Origin of the sequence: Streptomyces sp. NPDC001914, from assembly GCF_042891215.1 — a bacterium.
Classification (GTDB): domain Bacteria; phylum Actinomycetota; class Actinomycetes; order Streptomycetales; family Streptomycetaceae; genus Streptomyces.
This window is the reverse complement of the sequence record NZ_JBIASW010000009.1, coordinates 267,359-284,038: the sequence shown is the minus strand read 5'-3', so window position 1 is coordinate 284,038 and position 16,680 is coordinate 267,359. Positions and strand designations below refer to the sequence as shown.

The following is a 16,680-nucleotide window of genomic DNA, read 5'->3' as shown; positions in this document are numbered from 1 at the left end:
CGGTCGCGACCCCGGGAGCGGGCATGAGCGTGAGCAGTCGGTACAGGGGAGCCTGGGAGGGCTTCTGGCGCGAGGCCCCCGGCGGACAGGGCGGGGTCCTGTGGGACGCCGAACCGGCGCTCACGGCCGCGGTCCACCTCGCCCACTTCGAACCGCACCTGACGACGCCCGAGCTGCCTCTGGTGGACCTCGGCTGCGGCAACGGCACCCAGACCCGCTTCCTGGCCGACCGGTTCCCGAGGGTCCTCGGCGCCGACCTCGCGCCCGCGGCGCTCGACCACGCCCGCACCGCGGACCCGTCGGGCCGGGCGGGGTACCGGCTGCTCGACGCGGCGGACAAGACCGAGACCGAGGCGCTGCACGCGGAACTCGGCGACGCCAACATCTACATGCGGGGCGTGCTCCACCAGTCCGAACCGGACGACCGGCAGCCGCTGGCGGACGGTCTGGCCACCCTCGCGGGCGAACGGGGCCGGGTCTTCCTGGTCGAGCTCGCCGAGGCCGCAGGTCCGGTCCTGCGCGGCCTCGCCCAGGGCCCGGACGGCCCTCCGGCCAAGCTGGCCCCGGTGTTCCGGCACGGCATCGCCCCGGGCGAGGTCGAGGACGCCGCGGTCCCCGAGCATCTGCGGCGGGCCGGCCTCACGGTCCTCGCGAGCGGTGAACTCCCGCTGTTCACGACCGAGCGCACGGCCGAGGGCACCCCCATCGAACTTCCGTCGAGGTGGCTGGTGGCCGGACGTCCCGGGTGAGACCGGTGGCCTGGACCGGCAGGAGTTGTCCACAGGCTCTGCCGGGTCCGGGCCGAAGCGCGTACGGTTTCGGCATGAAGATCCTCATCAGCGCCGACATGGAAGGCGCCACGGGTGTGACCTGGCCGGCCGACGTGTTGCCGGGGACTCCGCAGTGGGAGCGCTGCCGAGCGCTGTTCACCTCGGACGTGAACGCCGCGGTGCTCGGCTTCTTCGACGGCGGCGCCGACGAGGTGCTGATCAACGAAGCCCACTGGACCATGCGGAACCTGCTGCTGGAGCGGCTCGACGAGAGAGCGGAGATGCTCACCGGGCGGCACAAGGCGCTGTCCATGGTCGAGGGCGTGCAGCACGGGGACGTGGACGGCATCGCGTTCGTCGGCTACCACGCGGGCGCGGGCATGGAGGGCGTCCTCGCCCACACCTACCTGGCGAACTCCATCACGGGGGTGTGGATCGACGACGTACGGGCCAGCGAGGGGCTGCTCAACGCGCGCGTCGTCGCGGAGTACGGCGTGCCGGTCGTCCTGGTCACCGGTGACGACGTGGCCTGCGAGGACGCCCTGGGGTATGCGCCCGAGGCGCTGAAGGTCGCCGTGAAGGACCACGTCTCGCGGTACGCGGCCGTGTGCCGCACACCGGCCAGGACCGCCGCGGACATCCGGGCCGCGGCCAAGGAGGCGGCCGCGCTGGCGGTGCGCCACGAGCCGGTCGCCGGCGGGCCGTTCACCATCGCCCTGGAGTTCGACGCGGAGCACCTGGCCATGGCCGCCACCGTGGTCCCGGGCGTCGGCCGCGCCGGTGAGCGGAAGGTCGTGTACACGAGCGACACGATGTACGAGGGGATTCGGACCTTCAAGGCGGTCACCACGATCGTCTCGGCCGCGGTGGAGGAGCAGTATGGCTGACGAACGGGCACTCGACGAGGTCGTCCGGTTCACCTCCGACCTCATCCGGATCGACACCACCAACCGCGGCGGCGGGGACTGCCGGGAACGCCCGGCCGCCGAGTACGCCGCCGAGCGGCTGGCCGAAGCGGGCCTGGAGCCCGCACTCCTGGAGCGCACCGAGGGGCGTACGAACGTCGTGGCCCGGCTGGAGGGCACCGCCCCGTCCGCCGACGCGCTGCTCGTGCACGGTCATCTGGACGTGGTGCCCGCCCAGGCCGAGGACTGGAGCGTCCACCCGTTCTCCGGGGAGGTCCGTGACGGCGTCGTGTGGGGACGCGGCGCGGTCGACATGAAGAACATGGACGCGATGATCCTCTCCGTCGTCCGGTCCTGGGCGCGCGAAGGGGTACGGCCCCGCCGTGACCTGGTCGTCGCCTTCACCGCGGACGAGGAGGCGAGCGCCGAGGACGGCTCGGGCTTTCTGGCCGACAAGCACGCCGCGCTCTTCGAGGGCTGCACCGAGGGCATCAGCGAATCGGGGGCCTTCACCTTCCACGACGGCGGCGGACGGCAGCTCTATCCGATCGCCGCGGGGGAGCGCGGCACCGGCTGGATCAAACTCACCGCGCGGGGACGGGCGGGGCACGGCTCCAAGGTGAACCGGAGCAACGCGGTGACCCGCCTCGCCGCGGCGGTCACCCGCATCGGCGCCCACGAGTGGCCGCTGCGCATCACCCCGACCGTGCGGGCCGCCCTGACCGAACTCGCGGCCCTGTACGGCGTGGACGACGGCCTGGACGACGTGGACACCCTCCTGGGCAAGCTCGGCCCGGCCGCCGCGCTCGTCGAGGCGACCGTCCGCAACAGCGCCAACCCGACGATGCTGAGCGCCGGTTACAAGATCAACGTGATCCCGGGGGAGGCCGTCGCCCACGTGGACGGCCGCTATCTGCCCGGCGGCGAGGACGAGTTCCGCACCACCATGGACCGGCTCACCGGGCCGGACGTGGAATGGGAGTTTTACCACCACGAGGTGGCGCTCGAGGCGCCGCTGGACTCGCCGACGTACGCGCGGATGCGCGCGGCCGTCGAGGAGTTCGCGCCCGAGGGCCATGTCGTCCCGTACTGCATGTCGGGTGGCACCGACGCCAAGCAGTTCTCGCGCCTCGGCATCACCGGCTACGGCTTCGCGCCGCTCAAGCTCCCGGAGGGCTTCGACTACCAGGCCATGTTCCACGGAGTCGACGAGCGCGTCCCGGTCGAGGCGCTCCATTTCGGTGTCCGCGTTCTCGACCGCTTTCTGCGCACGGCCTAGGGGGACGAGATGCGGACCACGGCATACGGCGCATGGCCCTCGCCGATCGACGCGAGGCTCGCCGCCGCGCACGACGGCCATCCCGAGTTCGTCGGTTTCGTCGGCGACGAGGCCTGGTGGACCGAGCCCCGGCCCACCGAGGGCGGACGGCGCACACTGGTGCGGCGCAGGGAGGACGGCACCGAGGAGCCGGTTCTCCCGGCCCCCTGGAACGTACGCAGCCGTGTCATCGAGTACGGCGGCAGCCCCTGGGCGGGCGTCATGCGTCCCGAGGGGCCGCTGATCGTCTTCGTCGACTTCGCCGACCAGCGTCTCTACCGCTTCGAACCCGGCGGCGAACCGCGCCCGCTGACCCCGCTCTCATCCGTGGGGGGCGGACTGCGCTGGGTGGACCCGCAGGTGCGGCCGGAGCGCGGCGAGGTCTGGTGTGTCATGGAGGAGTTCACCGGCGAGGGACCCACCGATGTGCGCCGTGCCGTCGTCGCGGTCCCGCTGGACGGTTCGGCGGCGCGGGACCGGGACGCCGTGCGCGAACTGTCCGACGGGCGGCACCGGTTCGTCACCGGACCCCGGCTCTCGCCCGACCACCGGCAGGCGGTCTGGCTCGCCTGGGACCACCCGCGGATGCCGTGGGACGGCACCGAGGTGATCCTCGCGGACCTCACCGAGGACGGCACACCGGCCGCCGCGCGGTCCGTCGCGGGGGGCCCGGAGGAGTCCGTCGTCCAGGCGGACTGGGCGGCCGACGGCACGCTCCTGTACGTGAGCGACCGCAGCGGCTGGTGGAATCTCCACCGCCTCGGCCCGGACGGCGAGGCGATCGCCCTCTGCCCCCGCGAGGAGGAGTTCGGCGGCCCCCTCTGGAAGGTCGGTCTCAGGTGGTTCGCGCCGCTGGACAGCGGCCTGGTCGCCGTCGTGCACGGACGGGGCGCAACCTCGCTCGGGATCCTGGACCCCGAGACGGGAGAGGTCGTCGACACCGCCGGGCCCTGGACCGAGTTCGCGTCGACGCTCGCCGTGCACGGCAGCCGGGTCGTCGCCGTCGGCGCCAGCCCCCGCAGCGCCCACGAGGTCGTCGAACTGGACGCCCGCACCGGGCGGGCCCGGGTGATCGGCGCCGCGCACGACGATCCGGTCGACCCCGCGTACTACCCGGAACCCCAGATCCGCAACTTCGCCGGCCCCGCCGGACGCGAGGTCCACGCGCACATCTACCCGCCGCACCACCCCGGCCACGTCGGCCCCGCCGACGAACTCCCGCCGTACGTCATATGGGTCCACGGCGGCCCCACCAGCAGGTCGTCCCTCGTGCTCGACCTGGAGATCGCCTACTTCACCTCCCGGGGCATCGGGGTGGCCGAGGTCAACTACGGCGGATCGACCGGACACGGACGGGAGTACCGCAACCTGCTGCGGGAGCAGTGGGGAGTCGTCGACGTCGAGGACTGCGCGGCCGTCGCGCTCGCGCTCGCCGAGGAGGGCACCGCGGACCGCGACCGGCTCGCCGTCCGCGGCGGCAGCGCGGGAGGCTGGACCACGGCCGCCTCGCTGGCCACCACCGACGTCTACGCCTGCGGCACGATCATCTACCCCGTGATCGACCTGACGGAATGGGCCACGGGCGAGACCCACGACTTCGAGTCGCAGTACCTGGAATCGCTCGTCGGTCCGATCGCCGAGGTGCCGGCCCGGTACACCGAGCGGTCGCCGTCCACGCACGCCGACCGGATCACCGCGCCGTTCCTGCTGCTCCAGGGACTGGAGGACGCCGTCTGCCCGCCCGTCCAGTGCGAGCGGTTCCTGGCCAGGGTCGCGGAGCAGGGCCGCCGGGTCCCGCACGCCTACATCGCCTTCGAGGGGGAAGGGCACGGGTTCCGTCGCGCCGAGACGATGGTGCGCGCCCTGGAGTCCGAACTCTCCCTGTACGCCCAGGTCCTCGGACTGAACCCGCCCGGCATCCCCACCCTGGAGCTGTCCAAATGAGAACCACCGGCACGGGAACGATCGGCACCGGAATCACCGGGACCTGAACCATCGGCACCGGAATCACCGGGACCTGAACCGCCCGCACCTGAACCGCCCGCACCTGAATCACCAGCACCTGGAGCACCACGAGTGACCCGAACGACCGCACCGATCGCCGCACTGACCAGGCCCGCACGGCTCGCCGCCGGGGCCAGGGTGGCAGTCGTCGCACCCAGCGGGCCCGTCCGCGAGGAACGGCTCGAAGCCGGACTCGACATCCTGCGCGGCTGGGACCTCGACCCGGTCGTGGCACCCCACGTCCTGGACCGGCACGGCGAGTTCGCCTACCTGGCGGGGACGGACGCGGACCGGGCCGCCGACTTCCAGGCGGCCTGGTGCGACCCGGACGTGGACGCGGTGCTGTGCGCCCGCGGCGGCTACGGCGTCCAGCGCATGGTCGGCCTTCTCGACTGGGACGCCATCCGGGCCGCGGGCCCCAAGGTCTTCGTCGGCTTCAGCGACATCACCGCACTGCACGAGGCGTTCGCCACGCGGGTGGGGCTCGCGACCCTGCACGGCCCGATGGTGTCGGCCCTCGGCTTCCTGAAGAACGAGCGGTCGCAGGAGCATCTGCGGGCCACCCTCTTCGAACCCGAGTCGGTGCGGACCATCGCCTCCGCCGAAGCCGTGCCCCTCGTGCCCGGGAAGGCCCGCGGTGTCACGCTCGGCGGCTGCGCCAGCCTGCTGGCCGCCGAGCTCGGCACCCCGTACGCCCGGGCCGGGGCCCACGGCGGTCTGCTCCTGATCGAGGACGTCGGGGAGGAGGCGTACCGGCTGGACCGGATCCTGACGCAACTGCTGCGCGGCGGCTGGCTCGACGGAGTGGCCGGGGTGGCGCTCGGCTCCTGGCAGGACTGCGGCCCGTACGACGGGCTCCGCGCGGTGTTCGCCGACCGGCTCGCCCCGCTCGGTGTCCCGGTCGTCGAACACTTCGGGTTCGGCCACGCGGAGGGGGCGCTGACGATGCCGTTCGGACTGCGCGCCGAACTCGACGCGGACGCGGGGACGCTGACGCTGGACGAGCCCGCGCTGCGCTGACCCCGCGGAGCCGGCCCCACGCCGGTGATCGCGTAGGGTGACCGGATGCCTGAGACCGCCGGTTTTCTCGCCGAGGGCCCCCGTGTGGGCATCCGTCCCTTCACCGTCGCGGACGGCGCGGAGTTCACCGCACGGGCCAGGGAGAGCAGGAGTCTGCACCACCCCTGGCTCTTCCCGCCCGGTGACACCGACGCCTACGCCGCCTACGCGGGGCGCCTCATCGAGGATCCGACCAAGGCCGGGTTCCTCGTCTGCGAGCGGGACGGCGGGGGCATCGCCGGCTTCATCAACATCAACAACATCGTCCGGGGCGGCTTCCTGTGCGGTGCCCTCGGCTACGGCGCCTTCGCGCACGCGGCCGGGCGGGGGCTGATGACCGAGGCACTGGACCTCGTCGTGCGGTACGCCTTCGGGAAGATGGGCCTGCACCGGCTGGAGATCAACGCGCAGCCGGGCAACACGGCGTCGATCGCGCTGGCCCGCACCTGCGGCTTCCGGCTCGAAGGTTTCTCGCCCGCGTTCATCCACATCGACGGCGCCTGGCGGGACCACGAGCGGTGGGCGATCACCGCGGAGATGGTCGAACCCGGCTGACCGGCCGCGCCTTTGCGCGCTCCTGACCGGATTCCGATGAGCGGACACCCTGGTCAGCAGGCCGATGACCATGTTCCATGGTCGTCGTGACGACGATCCGACGTGACGTACTGGCCCTTCCCGCGGCACAACTGGGCCCGAGCAACCCGCTGCCGCCCCTGCGGACCCTCGACGAGATGCACCAGATCGACGACCGCGACCGCGTCGGCCTGCCGGGCGACATGGCCCGGCAGATCGGGTACGAGCCGCTGCGCAGCGTGCTGCCCGAGCGCATACGCGACGGGTACGAGCGAGAACGGACACCGCGCGAACTCGACACCATAGTGATCGAGAACGACCGGCTGCGCGCCACCGTGCTGCCCGGCTACGGGGGCCGTGTCGTCTCGCTCTTCCACAAGCCCACCGAGACGGAACTGCTCTACACCAACCCGGTGCTCCAGCCGGCCTGCTTCGCGCTCAACGGTGCCTGGTTCTCCGGCGGCATCGAGTGGAACATCGGAGCCACCGGGCACACCACCCTGTCGTGCTCACCCGTCCACGCGGCCCGTGTCCCCGCCCCGGACGGCGGCGAGATGCTGCGCCTGTGGGAGTGGGAACGCCTGCGCGACCTCCCCTTCCAGGTCGATCTGTGGCTGCCGGACGGCTCCGACTTCCTGTACGTCGGCGTCCGCGTCCGCAACCCGCACGAGAGGCCCGCCCCGCTGTACTGGTGGTCCAACATCGCGGTCCCCGAGGAGCGCAGGGTGCTGGCCCCGGCCGAGGAGGCCTGGCACTTCGGCTACGAGCGGCGGCTGCGCCGGGTGCCCGTGCCGGCGTACGACGGGACGGACAGGACGTACCCGCTCAACAGCACCTTCCCCGCCGACTACTTCTACGAGGTGCCCGACGGGCGGCGCCGCTGGATCACCGCGGTCGACGACTCGGGCGAGGGCCTGGTCCAGACGTCCACCGACGTCCTGCGCGGGCGCAAGCTCTTCGTCTGGGGTTCGGGGCCCGGCGGCAGACGCTGGCAGGAATGGCTCACCGAGCCGGGGACCGGCGGGTACTGCGAGATCCAGGCCGGACTCGCCCGAACCCAGCTCGAACACGTACGGCTCGAGGCCGAGAGCGACGTCTCCTGGCTGGAGGCGTACGGGCCGCTGTCCGTCGGCACGCAGGCGGCGCTCGGGGCGGACTGGGAGGCCGCGCGGGCCGAGGTCGAGGACCGTCTGGAGAGCGCCCTCTCCCGGGAGGCGGTCGACGCCGCGTACGCCGCGTGGCTGCCGCACGCCGACACCGCGCCCGGCGAGGTGCTCGCCGTCGGCTCCGGCTGGGGCGCGCTGGAGGTGCTGCGCGCCGCCCACAAGCTGCCCGGGACCCCGTTCGAGGAGAGCACGCTCGGCGAGGACCAGGAGCCGTGGCGGGAACTGCTGAGCTCCGGCGCGTTCCCCGAGCTGCGGCGGGTCGGGCCGCCCGGCGAGACCCTGGTGGCCCCGCACTGGCGCGACATGCTGGAGACGGCCCCCGCCACCCCGGCCGCCGAATACCACCTCGGCGTCGCCCAGTGGCATGCGGGAGACGTGGCCCAGGCCGTGCGGAGCTGGGAGCGGGCCCTCGAACTCGCGCCGTCGCTGTGGCCGTTGCTGCGTTGCCTCGCCGTCGCCGACCAGGAGGCGGGCAACGACGAGCGGGCCGCCGACCGGTACGCCGACGCCTTCGACGACCTGTGCCGGGAGCGGCGCGACGACGGGGAACGGTGGACCGCGGCGACCGCCGCGCTCGGCCGTGAGGCCATCGAGGCGCTGCTGAAGGCGCGCCGTCCGGCGCAGGCGCGCGGCGTGTGGGAGCGGCTGCACCCCGGAACGCGGGACCGCGGCAGGTTCCGCCTCGTCGAGGCCGGACTGCTGCTCGCCGAGGGCCGCCGCGAGGACGCCCGGGCGGTCTTCGACGCGGGCTTCGAGGTCGCCGACCTGCGGGAGGGAGCGGAGACCATCGACCGGCTGTGGTCCCGGATCACCGACGAGCCGCTGCCGGCCCGCTACGACTTCCGCATGCGGCCGCCGTCCACGCCCTGAGGCGTCCGCCCCCTGGGTTCTCCGTAATCACGGCCTCGGGCGCTCCACCGACGGGTGGAGCGCCCGAGGCGCTTCGCGTCCGGCGGCGGGTACGACTCAGCCGCGGCGGTCCGCGTACTCGTACACGGACCCGTCGGGATGGACGGCGATGAGGTTGCGGCCCGCGGGTGTCTCCACCGGGCCCGCGACGACATGGGCGCCGAGGCCGGTGAGGACCCCCACCTCGGTCCGCGCGGCGACCCCGAGGTGTGGCCGCAGCGGGCGCGGTGAGGAAGTGCTTCGGGCACCGGGGCCGTGAAACGCCGGGCGTGCCCGTGTTTGGGCTCCCGGGTCGGGGGGACGCGGGAAGTCCGTACGGCGGACGGAGACCGGCCTCACCCGCGCCGGCGAGGGTGAGGCCGGGGCACCGGGCTGTCCGGAGACCGCCGGACCCAGGGAAGGAGCATCATGAACACACGCGGGCTCATCGACCTGGCCCGGCAACTGCGCGTCGACAGCGTCCGGGCCGCCGACGCGGCGGGCTCGGGACACCCGACGTCGTCCATGTCCGCCGCCGACCTCATGGCGGTCCTGCTGGCCAACCACACGCGCTACGACTTCGAACGCCCCCGGCATCCCGGCAACGACCGCTTCGTCCTCTCGAAGGGGCACGCCTCACCGCTCCTGTACTCCGCGTACAAGGCGGCCGGCGCGCTGAACGAGGCCGAGCTGCTCACCTTCCGCAAGGCGGGCAGCCGGCTCGAAGGGCATCCCACGCCCAGGCGGCTGCCGTGGGTGGAGACCGCCACCGGATCACTCGGCCAGGGGCTGCCCGTCGCGGTCGGCATCGCGCTCGCCGGAAAGCGGCTCGACCGCACCGGATACCGCGTCCGGGTCCTGTGCGGCGACAGCGAACTCGCCGAGGGCTCCGTGTGGGAGGCCGCCGAGCACGCGGGGTACGAGCACCTCGACAACCTCACCGCGATCGTCGACGTCAACCGCCTCGGCCAGCGCGGGCCGACCCGGCACGGCCACGACCTCGACGCGTACGCGCGCCGGTTCGCGGCCTTCGGCTGGCACACCGTCGAGATCGACGGACACGACGTGGACGCGATCGACCGGGCCTTCACGGAGGCCGACTCCGTCAGCGGACGGCCCACCGTGATCCTCGCCCGCACCCTCAAGGGCAAGGGCGTGGCGTCGGTCCAGGACCGCGAGGGAATGCACGGCAAACCGCTGCCGGACGCCGCCGCGGCGATCGCCGAACTGGGCGGGGTGCACGACCAGCGGGTCGCGGTCCGGCAGCCGCCCGCCGCCAGGATGCTGCACGCCGTACGGTCGGGGCACCTCGACCTGCCGCGCTACGAGACCGGTGGCGAGGTCGCCACCCGTGACGCCTTCGGAAAGGCGCTCGCCGCGCTCGGCGACGCCCGCGACGACGTCGTCGCGCTCGACGGCGAGGTCGGCGACTCGACCCGTGCCGAGTTCTTCGCCAAGGAACATCCCGAGCGCTACTTCGAGTGCTACATCGCCGAGCAGCAGCTCGTCGCCACCGCCGTCGGCATGGCCACGCGCGGCTGGGTGCCGTACGCCTCGACGTTCGCGGCCTTCCTCACCCGTGCCCACGACTTCGTCCGCATGGCCGCCGTCAGCGGTGCCGGGATCAACCTCGTCGGTTCCCACGCGGGCGTCGCCATCGGCCAGGACGGGCCCTCGCAGATGGGCCTGGAGGACCTGGCCATGTTCCGGGCCGTGTACGGCTCGACCGTGCTGTACCCGTGCGACGCCAACCAGACGGGCAGGCTCGTCGCCACGATGGCGGGCCTGGAGGGCATCCGCTATCTGCGCACCTCACGCGGGGACAGCCCCGTCATCTACAGCGCCACCGAGGAGTTCCCGGTCGGCGGCAGCAAGGTGCTCCGCGCGTCCGCCGACGACCGGCTCACGCTCGTGGCCGCGGGTGTCACCGTCCACGAGGCGCTGGCCGCCGCGGAAGCGCTCGACCGCGAGGGCATCCAGGCCCGGGTGATCGACCTCTACTCGGTGAAGCCGGTGGACCGCGCGACCCTGCGCGAGGCCGCCGAGGAGACCGGCTGCCTGGTCACGGTCGAGGACCACCGGGAGGAGGGCGGCCTCGGGGACGCGGTGCTCGACGCCTTCACCGACGGCCGTCCCGTGCCCCGGCTGGTGCGCCTCGCCGTCCGGACGATGCCGGGCTCCGCGAGCCCGCGCGAGCAGCTTCACGCCGCGGGCATCGACGCCGAGTCGATCGCGGCAGCGGGCCGTCTCCTGGTGGAGACGGCCGTGGTCCGCTGACCGGCCCCGGGACGGGCGCGGGTGGTTCGTCATGGTGGGCCTGGTCGGGGTGGGGCCGGGTTTTCGTGGTGCGGAGGTCCGCGTGGTGCGGACGGGTCGTCGTCGGATGGCGGCCGGACGCGGGCGGGTCGCCGGGGTATGGCGGCCGGACGCGGGTGGGGCGTCGTGGTGCGCCGGCGGGAGTCCGGAGGGCACCATGGTCAGTACGCCGCGGGGGGTGCGAGTGGAAGCGCGGGAGGAGATTCATGAGCGCTCTGCGCTACGTCTACGCGATCTGCCGCCCCTTCCCGGCGGCGCTGTCGGCCGAGCTGACCGGGGTCGCCGGGGTGCCGCCCAGATTGCTGCGCCACGACGACCTGGTCGCCGTGGTCGGCTCGGTCCCGGAGCGGGACTTCGACGCCGAGCCGCTGCGCCGCCGGCTGGAGGACGTCCACTGGCTGGAGGCGACGGCCCGCGCCCACCAGGGCGTCATCGACGCCCTCACCGTCGTCACCAGCCCGCTGCCGCTCCGGCTCGCCACCGTCCTGCGGGACGACAGCGGCGTACGCGTGATGATCGACGAACGCAGGGAGGACTTCCTGCGGACGCTGGACCGGCTCGACGGACGCGTGGAGTGGGACGTGCGGGTGTACGCCGAGAGCGCCCGGGAGCAGGCGGACGCGTTCACCCGCCGGTTGCACGAGACCCTTTCCGGGGGCGCCGAGGAGAGCCGGGTGCTGACCCCGGGCGACCCGGCCACGTCCCACGAGGCGTGTCCCGGAGCAGGGGGTCGCAGAATCCTCGACGCGGCCTATCTGGTGCCGCGCGCGGACTCGGGGGCGTTCGTGGAGCGGGTGAACGGCGTGGGCGAGGAGCCGGGGACGCGCGTGGAGCTGACGGGACCGTGGGCGGCGTACTCCTTCACCGGCTCCACCGGCCTGACCGGGTTCGCGGGCGTCACCGGTTTCACCGGCCTCACCAGCTGTGGCTGTACGGGCTGAGCGGCGCGGGGCGCGGTCCGGGGGCCGGGACCGCCCCGGACACCGGGCCGCGCCCCGCCGCTTCTCCCCGGACTACCCGGACTACCCCGACTTCCCGGGGCGACGTCACGCCGCTTTCCGGCAGAGGATCTCTCCGTGCAGTACGGAGAACCAGCCGTCCTCCTGTCGTCCCCACCGCCGCCAGGCGTCCGACACGGCCCGCAGTTCCGCCTCGGTCGCGTGGCCGCCTTCGGTCGCCCGCTCCGCGTACGCCGAGGCCAGCGTGCGGTCGGCCCACAGTCCGCTCCACCATTCCCGCTCGTCCTCGGTGGCGAAGGTCCAGGTGCCCGACGTGGCCGTGATGTCCCGGATGCCGGCCGCCAGTGCCCATGACTTGAGACGGCGGCCCGCGTCGGGCTCGCCCCCGTTGGCGCGGGCCACCCTCAGGTACAGATCCTGCCAGTCGTCCATGCCCGGCACCTCCGGGTACCAGGTCATGGCCGAGTAGTCCGAGTCGCGGACGGCGATGATCCCGCCGGGCCTGGTGACCCGGTGCATCTCGCGCAGCGCCTGCACCGGATCACCCACGTGCTGGAGCACCTGGTGGGCGTGGACCACGCAGAACGTGTCGTCGGGGTAGTCCAGCGCGTGGACGTCGGCGACGGCGAACTCGACGTTGGCCAGGCCGCGTTCGGCCGCCGTCCGGCGTGCCTGGTCCAGGATGCCGGGGGCGTGGTCGACTCCGGTGACCCGGCCGTCCGGCACCCGTTCGGCCAGATCGGCGGTGATGGTGCCCGGTCCGCAGCCGATGTCCAGGATCCTCATGTGGGGCTTCAGTGAACCGAGCAGGTAGGCCGCCGAGTTGGCGGCCGTGCGCCAGGTGTGCGAGCGCAGCACCGACTCGTGGTGGCCGTGGGTGTAGACGGCGGTCTCCTGCGGCTTCGACTGCGACATGACCGATCCCCTTCTCGTCGTACGGGCCGCCCGGGCGAGTACGCACTCCCCGAGGCGATGCCATCACCGTACGCGGTCATGCCGAATGATGAGACCGGCATCTCGTGATGTGGACAACATCGCGGCGTGCGGGATCGCATGGGCGGACGGGGTGCCTGACCGGGGTGGCGGCGAGCGAGCGGGGTCGTGGGGCGCGAGCGGGGGCGGTGGGCGCGAGCGGGGCGTGCGTGGGCGGCGTCAGTGTGCGGGGCGCGGGCGGGGGTCGTGGGGCGCCAATGTGGGTGGTGGTGCGCGAACGTGGTTGGCGGGCTTGGGCGGGAGTGGCGGGGCGCGAACGTGGGCGTGGCCGGAGGTGGTGGGGCGCGAACGTGGTTGGTGGGCGTGGGCGGGAGAGGTAGGGCGCCCATGGGGGCGGGGTCAGTGTGCGGGGCGCGGGCGGTACACGGTCAGGGCCTCGCGGCTCTTTCGCAGGGTCACCTCACCGCTCACCTCGGTGACTTCGCCGTCGTAGGCCAGCAGCGTGCCGGGCGCGACGCCCTCGACACGCAGGCGGCCGACCCGTACGGCCGCGTGGGCGGGCGAGCGGGTCAGCGGTCCCGCGAAGGCCGCGGCCAGCAGACGCACCGCGGGATGACGGCCGCCGTGCACGACCCGCACGTCGAGGCGGCCGTCCGCGAGGTCGAAGCGGCGGGCGGGCGCCAGGCCCATCCGGTGATAGGTGCCGTTGCCCGCGAACAGGAGCCACAACGGGTGGCTGCGGCCGCCGAGTTCGGCCCGCAACGGGTGGTGCTCGGCGCGCAGCACCCGCAGGGCGCCCAGCACCCCCGCGGGCCAACTGCCGATCACCTTGGACCAGTTCTCCCGCTCGCGCACCAGCTCCGGATAGATGCCCAGACTGCAGGTGTTGAGGAAGATGCCGTTCTTCGCGCCGGACGTGAACCGGCCCACGTCCACCTGGACCGCCTCGCCCTCCTGGAGCGCGCGGACCAGATCGCGTTCGCCCTCCACGCCGAGGTCGTGGGCGAAGTGGTTGAGCGTGCCGCCCGGAAGGACGGCGAGCGGGATCCCGTGGCGCAGGGCCACCTCGGCCGCGGTGTTCACGGTGCCGTCGCCACCGCACACGCCCAGCACCCGGGCCCGGGCCGCCGCCTTCTCCAGTTCCTCCCGCACGTCATGGGGTTCGCACTCCACGATCTCCGCCCGCGGCAGCGCGCCGGCCAGCGCCCCGACCCGCTCCACGGTCCCGGAGGCCGAGTTGGCCACCATGACCAGCCCCTCGCCCTCGCCGTCCGCCAGCGCGGGCGCGTCGGTGCGCGGACGGCCGGGCGGCGTGAGCCGGTCCCGGGTGGGCACCAGCGCGCGTACGGCGTACGCGGCCCCGACGCCGAGGGCCGCACCGGCCACGACGTCGCTCGGGAAGTGGACCCCGGTGTAGACCCGGGACAGGGCCACCGCGGCGGCCAGCGGTGCGACGGCCGCGCCCCACCCGCGCGACTCCAGCGCCACCCCGGCCGCGAAGGCGGCGGCGGACGCGGCGTGCCCCGACGGGAACGACGTGGTGAACGGCTGCCGCTTGAGCTGCCGCACGGCCGGGACCGGACCGAGACCGGGGCGGGTGCGGCGCACCGAGCGCTTGCCGACGGTGTTGATGACGGTGGAGGCCACGGCGAGCGAGGCGACGCCCCGCGCGGCGGCCCGGCGGGCCCGGGGGGTGCGGCTCGCCGCCACGGCGGCGGCCGTGGCGAACCACAGCACACCGTGGTTCGCGCCCCGGCTCAGCCGCGGCAGTACGGGGTCCCCGCCCGGCCAGTGCCGCGCCGCGACCGCCTCGAAGATCCTGGAGTCCAGGGCGAGCAGGCGGTCCCGAAGGGCGTGGCGGCCCGGTACGAGGGCGGTCAGGTCGACATCCGGGGTCGTGGTCATGCGGCTCCGTCTACCCCGGATCAGGCGGTTCCCGCCCCCGGATCAGGCGGTTCCCGCCCCCCGCTCCGGGCCCGTCCTCGCATACCCGTTTGCCCCGCACCCCCGCTCCCCGGAGAATGCCTGCCCATGGGACATCTCGAAGCCGCACATCTTGAGTACTACCTTCCCGACGGGAGGGCGCTGCTCGGCGATGTGTCGTTTCGGGTGGGGGAGGGCGCCGTCGTGGCCCTGGTGGGTCCGAACGGCGCCGGCAAGACGACGCTGCTGCGGCTGATCTCGGGCGAGATCAAACCCCACGGCGGGACCGTGAACGTGGGCGGCGGCCTCGGGGTCATGCGGCAGTTCGTGGGCTCCGTACGCGACGGGACGACCGTGCGCGAACTGCTCGTCTCCGTGGCCCCGCCCCGCATCCGTCAGGCCGCCGAGGCCGTGGACGCCGCCGAGCACGCGATGATGACCGTGGACGACGAGGCGGCACAGCTCCGCTACGCACAGGCACTCTCCGACTGGGCCGAGGTCCGCGGATACGAGGCCGAGACCCTCTGGGACATGTGCACGATGGCCGCTCTCGGGGTCCCCTACGAGAAGGCCCAGTGGCGCCAGGTCAGGACCCTGTCCGGAGGCGAGCAGAAGCGCCTGGTGCTGGAGGCGCTGCTGCGCGGCACCGACGAGGTGCTGCTCCTGGACGAGCCGGACAACTACCTGGACGTGCCCGGCAAGCGCTGGCTGGAGGAGCGGCTCAAGGAGACCCGCAAGACCGTCCTGTTCGTCTCCCACGACCGTGAACTCCTCGCCCGCTCCGCCCAGAAGATCATCAGCGTCGAGCCCGGCCCGGCCGGCGCGGACGCCTGGGTGCACGGCGCAGGTTTCGCGACCTATCACGAGGCGAGGCGGGAGCGTTTCGCGCGCTTCGAGGAACTGCGCAGGCGCTGGGACGAGAAGCACGCCCAGCTCAAGAAGCTGGTGCTGAACCTCCGTCAGGCGGCTGCCGTCAGCCATGAGATGGCGTCCCGCTACGCGGCGGCGCAGACGCGGCTGCGCAAGTTCGAGGAGGCCGGACCGCCCCCGGAGCCGCCGCGCGAGCAGGACATCAAGATGCGGCTGCACGGCGGGCGGACCGGCGTGCGGGCGGTGACCTGCAAGGGACTTGAGCTCACCGGCCTGATGAAGCCCTTCGACCTGGAGATCTTCTACGGCGAGCGGGTCGCCGTCCTCGGTTCCAACGGCTCGGGGAAGTCGCACTTCCTGCGGCTGCTCGCGGGCGGCGACGTCGCGCACACCGGAGAGTGGAAGCTCGGCGCCCGCGTGGTCGCCGGCCACTTCGCGCAGACCCACGCCCACCCGGAACTGGAGGGCCGCACGCTCCTGGACATCCTGTGGACCGAGCACGCGCAGGACCGCGGAGCGGCGAGTTCCCGGCTGCGCCGCTACGAGCTGACCGCCCAGGCCGAGCAGCGCTTCGAGAAGCTGTCGGGCGGCCAGCAGGCGCGTTTCCAGATCCTGCTCCTGGAGCTGGAGGGCTCGACGGCCCTGCTGCTGGACGAGCCGACCGACAACCTCGACCTGGAGTCGGCGGAGGCGCTTCAGGAGGGCCTGGAGGCGTACGAGGGGACGGTGCTGTCGGTCACCCACGACCGCTGGTTCGCCCGCTCCTTCGACCGCTACCTGGTCTTCGGCTCGGACGGCCGCGTGCGGGAGACGCAGGAGCCCGTGTGGGACGAGCGCCGGGTGGAACGCGAGCGGTAGAGCGGGGGCGTACAGGTCTCGCGCCGGCGGCCCCGCCAGGGCCGCCGGGCACCGGGTGCCCCGTACGCGCCGGGGAGGCCCGGCACCCCGGATGTTCGTAGAGTGGAGGGAGTGGGTCTCGATCCACGGCTCCCTCCC

Annotated in this window: 12 protein-coding genes and 1 pseudogene; 10 read left to right on the top strand and 3 right to left on the bottom strand. The window is 73.4% G+C overall.

Going from position 1 to position 16,680, the window contains the following annotated elements; all coding sequences use genetic code 11:
* Positions 1–23 precede the first annotated feature (23 nt).
* The 7 genes from ACFYYF_RS25930 (at position 24) to ACFYYF_RS25900 (ending at position 8,665) form a co-directional block, all read left to right on the top strand.
* On the top strand, positions 24–749 hold the full coding sequence (locus ACFYYF_RS25930) for a class I SAM-dependent methyltransferase (protein WP_388779698.1): 726 nt from the start codon (positions 24–26) through the stop codon (positions 747–749).
* Between the two features lie 74 nt (positions 750–823).
* Positions 824–1,657 carry a M55 family metallopeptidase gene (locus ACFYYF_RS25925; protein WP_361693769.1) on the top strand — a complete coding sequence of 278 codons (834 nt, stop codon included), beginning with the start codon at positions 824–826 and terminating at the stop codon, positions 1,655–1,657.
* Entirely contained in the window at positions 1,650–2,954 is a 1,305-nt protein-coding gene (locus tag ACFYYF_RS25920) for a M20/M25/M40 family metallo-hydrolase (RefSeq protein ID WP_388779695.1), read from the top strand. The genes ACFYYF_RS25925 and ACFYYF_RS25920 overlap by 8 nt, the downstream gene beginning before the upstream one ends.
* Before the next feature lie 9 nt (positions 2,955–2,963).
* Positions 2,964–4,937 (top strand): prolyl oligopeptidase family serine peptidase, encoded by a 1,974-nt coding sequence (locus ACFYYF_RS25915; RefSeq protein WP_388779692.1) that lies wholly within the window; start codon positions 2,964–2,966, stop codon positions 4,935–4,937.
* Positions 4,938–5,090: 153 nt separating this feature from the next.
* On the top strand, positions 5,091–6,017 hold the full coding sequence (locus ACFYYF_RS25910; RefSeq protein WP_388779960.1) for an LD-carboxypeptidase: 927 nt from the start codon (positions 5,091–5,093) through the stop codon (positions 6,015–6,017).
* Positions 6,018–6,062: 45 nt separating this feature from the next.
* Positions 6,063–6,611 carry a GNAT family protein gene (locus tag ACFYYF_RS25905; RefSeq protein ID WP_365486606.1) on the top strand — a complete coding sequence of 183 codons (549 nt, stop codon included), beginning with the start codon at positions 6,063–6,065 and terminating at the stop codon, positions 6,609–6,611.
* 77 nt (positions 6,612–6,688) lie between these two features.
* On the top strand, positions 6,689–8,665 hold the full coding sequence (locus ACFYYF_RS25900; protein ID WP_388779688.1) for a DUF5107 domain-containing protein: 1,977 nt from the start codon (positions 6,689–6,691) through the stop codon (positions 8,663–8,665).
* 96 nt (positions 8,666–8,761) lie between these two features.
* Here the strand turns inward: ACFYYF_RS25900 and ACFYYF_RS25895 are convergent.
* Positions 8,762–8,881, bottom strand: a pseudogene (locus tag ACFYYF_RS25895) (VOC family protein); the annotation flags it as partial.
* Positions 8,882–9,112: 231 nt separating this feature from the next.
* Here ACFYYF_RS25895 and ACFYYF_RS25890 point away from each other — a divergent pair.
* Together ACFYYF_RS25890 and ACFYYF_RS25885 are read left to right on the top strand one after the other, a co-directional pair.
* On the top strand, positions 9,113–10,960 hold the full coding sequence (locus ACFYYF_RS25890) for a transketolase (RefSeq protein WP_388779685.1): 1,848 nt from the start codon (positions 9,113–9,115) through the stop codon (positions 10,958–10,960).
* A gap of 245 nt (positions 10,961–11,205) precedes the next feature.
* Positions 11,206–11,940: a GvpL/GvpF family gas vesicle protein gene (locus tag ACFYYF_RS25885; protein ID WP_388779682.1), complete on the top strand. Its 735-nt coding sequence runs from the start codon at positions 11,206–11,208 to the stop codon at positions 11,938–11,940.
* Positions 11,941–12,045: 105 nt separating this feature from the next.
* On the opposite strand, the gene ACFYYF_RS25880 is transcribed toward ACFYYF_RS25885, so the two are convergent.
* On the bottom strand, positions 12,046–12,873 hold the full coding sequence (locus tag ACFYYF_RS25880; RefSeq protein WP_388779680.1) for a class I SAM-dependent methyltransferase: 828 nt from the start codon (positions 12,871–12,873) through the stop codon (positions 12,046–12,048).
* A gap of 417 nt (positions 12,874–13,290) precedes the next feature.
* Positions 13,291–14,796, bottom strand: coding sequence for a bifunctional phosphatase PAP2/diacylglycerol kinase family protein (locus ACFYYF_RS25875; protein WP_388779678.1), 1,506 nt, complete (start codon positions 14,794–14,796; stop codon positions 13,291–13,293).
* Positions 14,797–14,922: 126 nt separating this feature from the next.
* Between ACFYYF_RS25875 and ACFYYF_RS25870 the strand changes: the two genes are divergently transcribed.
* Positions 14,923–16,542 (top strand): ABC-F family ATP-binding cassette domain-containing protein, encoded by a 1,620-nt coding sequence (locus tag ACFYYF_RS25870; protein ID WP_388779675.1) that lies wholly within the window; start codon positions 14,923–14,925, stop codon positions 16,540–16,542.
* Positions 16,543–16,680: the final 138 nt, after the last annotated feature.

What these genes read in the sequence shown, in the direction of transcription:
- ACFYYF_RS25930 (WP_388779698.1), top strand. Translation starts at nt 24, where the DNA reads ATGAGCGTGAGCAGTCGGTACAGGGGAGCCTGGGAGGGCTTCTGGCGC.
- ACFYYF_RS25925 (WP_361693769.1), top strand. Translation starts at nt 824, where the DNA reads ATGAAGATCCTCATCAGCGCCGACATGGAAGGCGCCACGGGTGTGACC.
- ACFYYF_RS25920 (WP_388779695.1), top strand. Translation starts at nt 1,650, where the DNA reads ATGGCTGACGAACGGGCACTCGACGAGGTCGTCCGGTTCACCTCCGAC.
- ACFYYF_RS25915 (WP_388779692.1), top strand. Translation starts at nt 2,964, where the DNA reads ATGCGGACCACGGCATACGGCGCATGGCCCTCGCCGATCGACGCGAGG.
- ACFYYF_RS25905 (WP_365486606.1), top strand. Translation starts at nt 6,063, where the DNA reads ATGCCTGAGACCGCCGGTTTTCTCGCCGAGGGCCCCCGTGTGGGCATC.
- ACFYYF_RS25900 (WP_388779688.1), top strand. Translation starts at nt 6,689, where the DNA reads ATGGTCGTCGTGACGACGATCCGACGTGACGTACTGGCCCTTCCCGCG.
- ACFYYF_RS25890 (WP_388779685.1), top strand. Translation starts at nt 9,113, where the DNA reads ATGAACACACGCGGGCTCATCGACCTGGCCCGGCAACTGCGCGTCGAC.
- ACFYYF_RS25885 (WP_388779682.1), top strand. Translation starts at nt 11,206, where the DNA reads ATGAGCGCTCTGCGCTACGTCTACGCGATCTGCCGCCCCTTCCCGGCG.
- ACFYYF_RS25880 (WP_388779680.1), bottom strand. Translation starts at nt 12,873, where the DNA reads ATGTCGCAGTCGAAGCCGCAGGAGACCGCCGTCTACACCCACGGCCAC.
- ACFYYF_RS25875 (WP_388779678.1), bottom strand. Translation starts at nt 14,796, where the DNA reads ATGACCACGACCCCGGATGTCGACCTGACCGCCCTCGTACCGGGCCGC.
- ACFYYF_RS25870 (WP_388779675.1), top strand. Translation starts at nt 14,923, where the DNA reads ATGGGACATCTCGAAGCCGCACATCTTGAGTACTACCTTCCCGACGGG.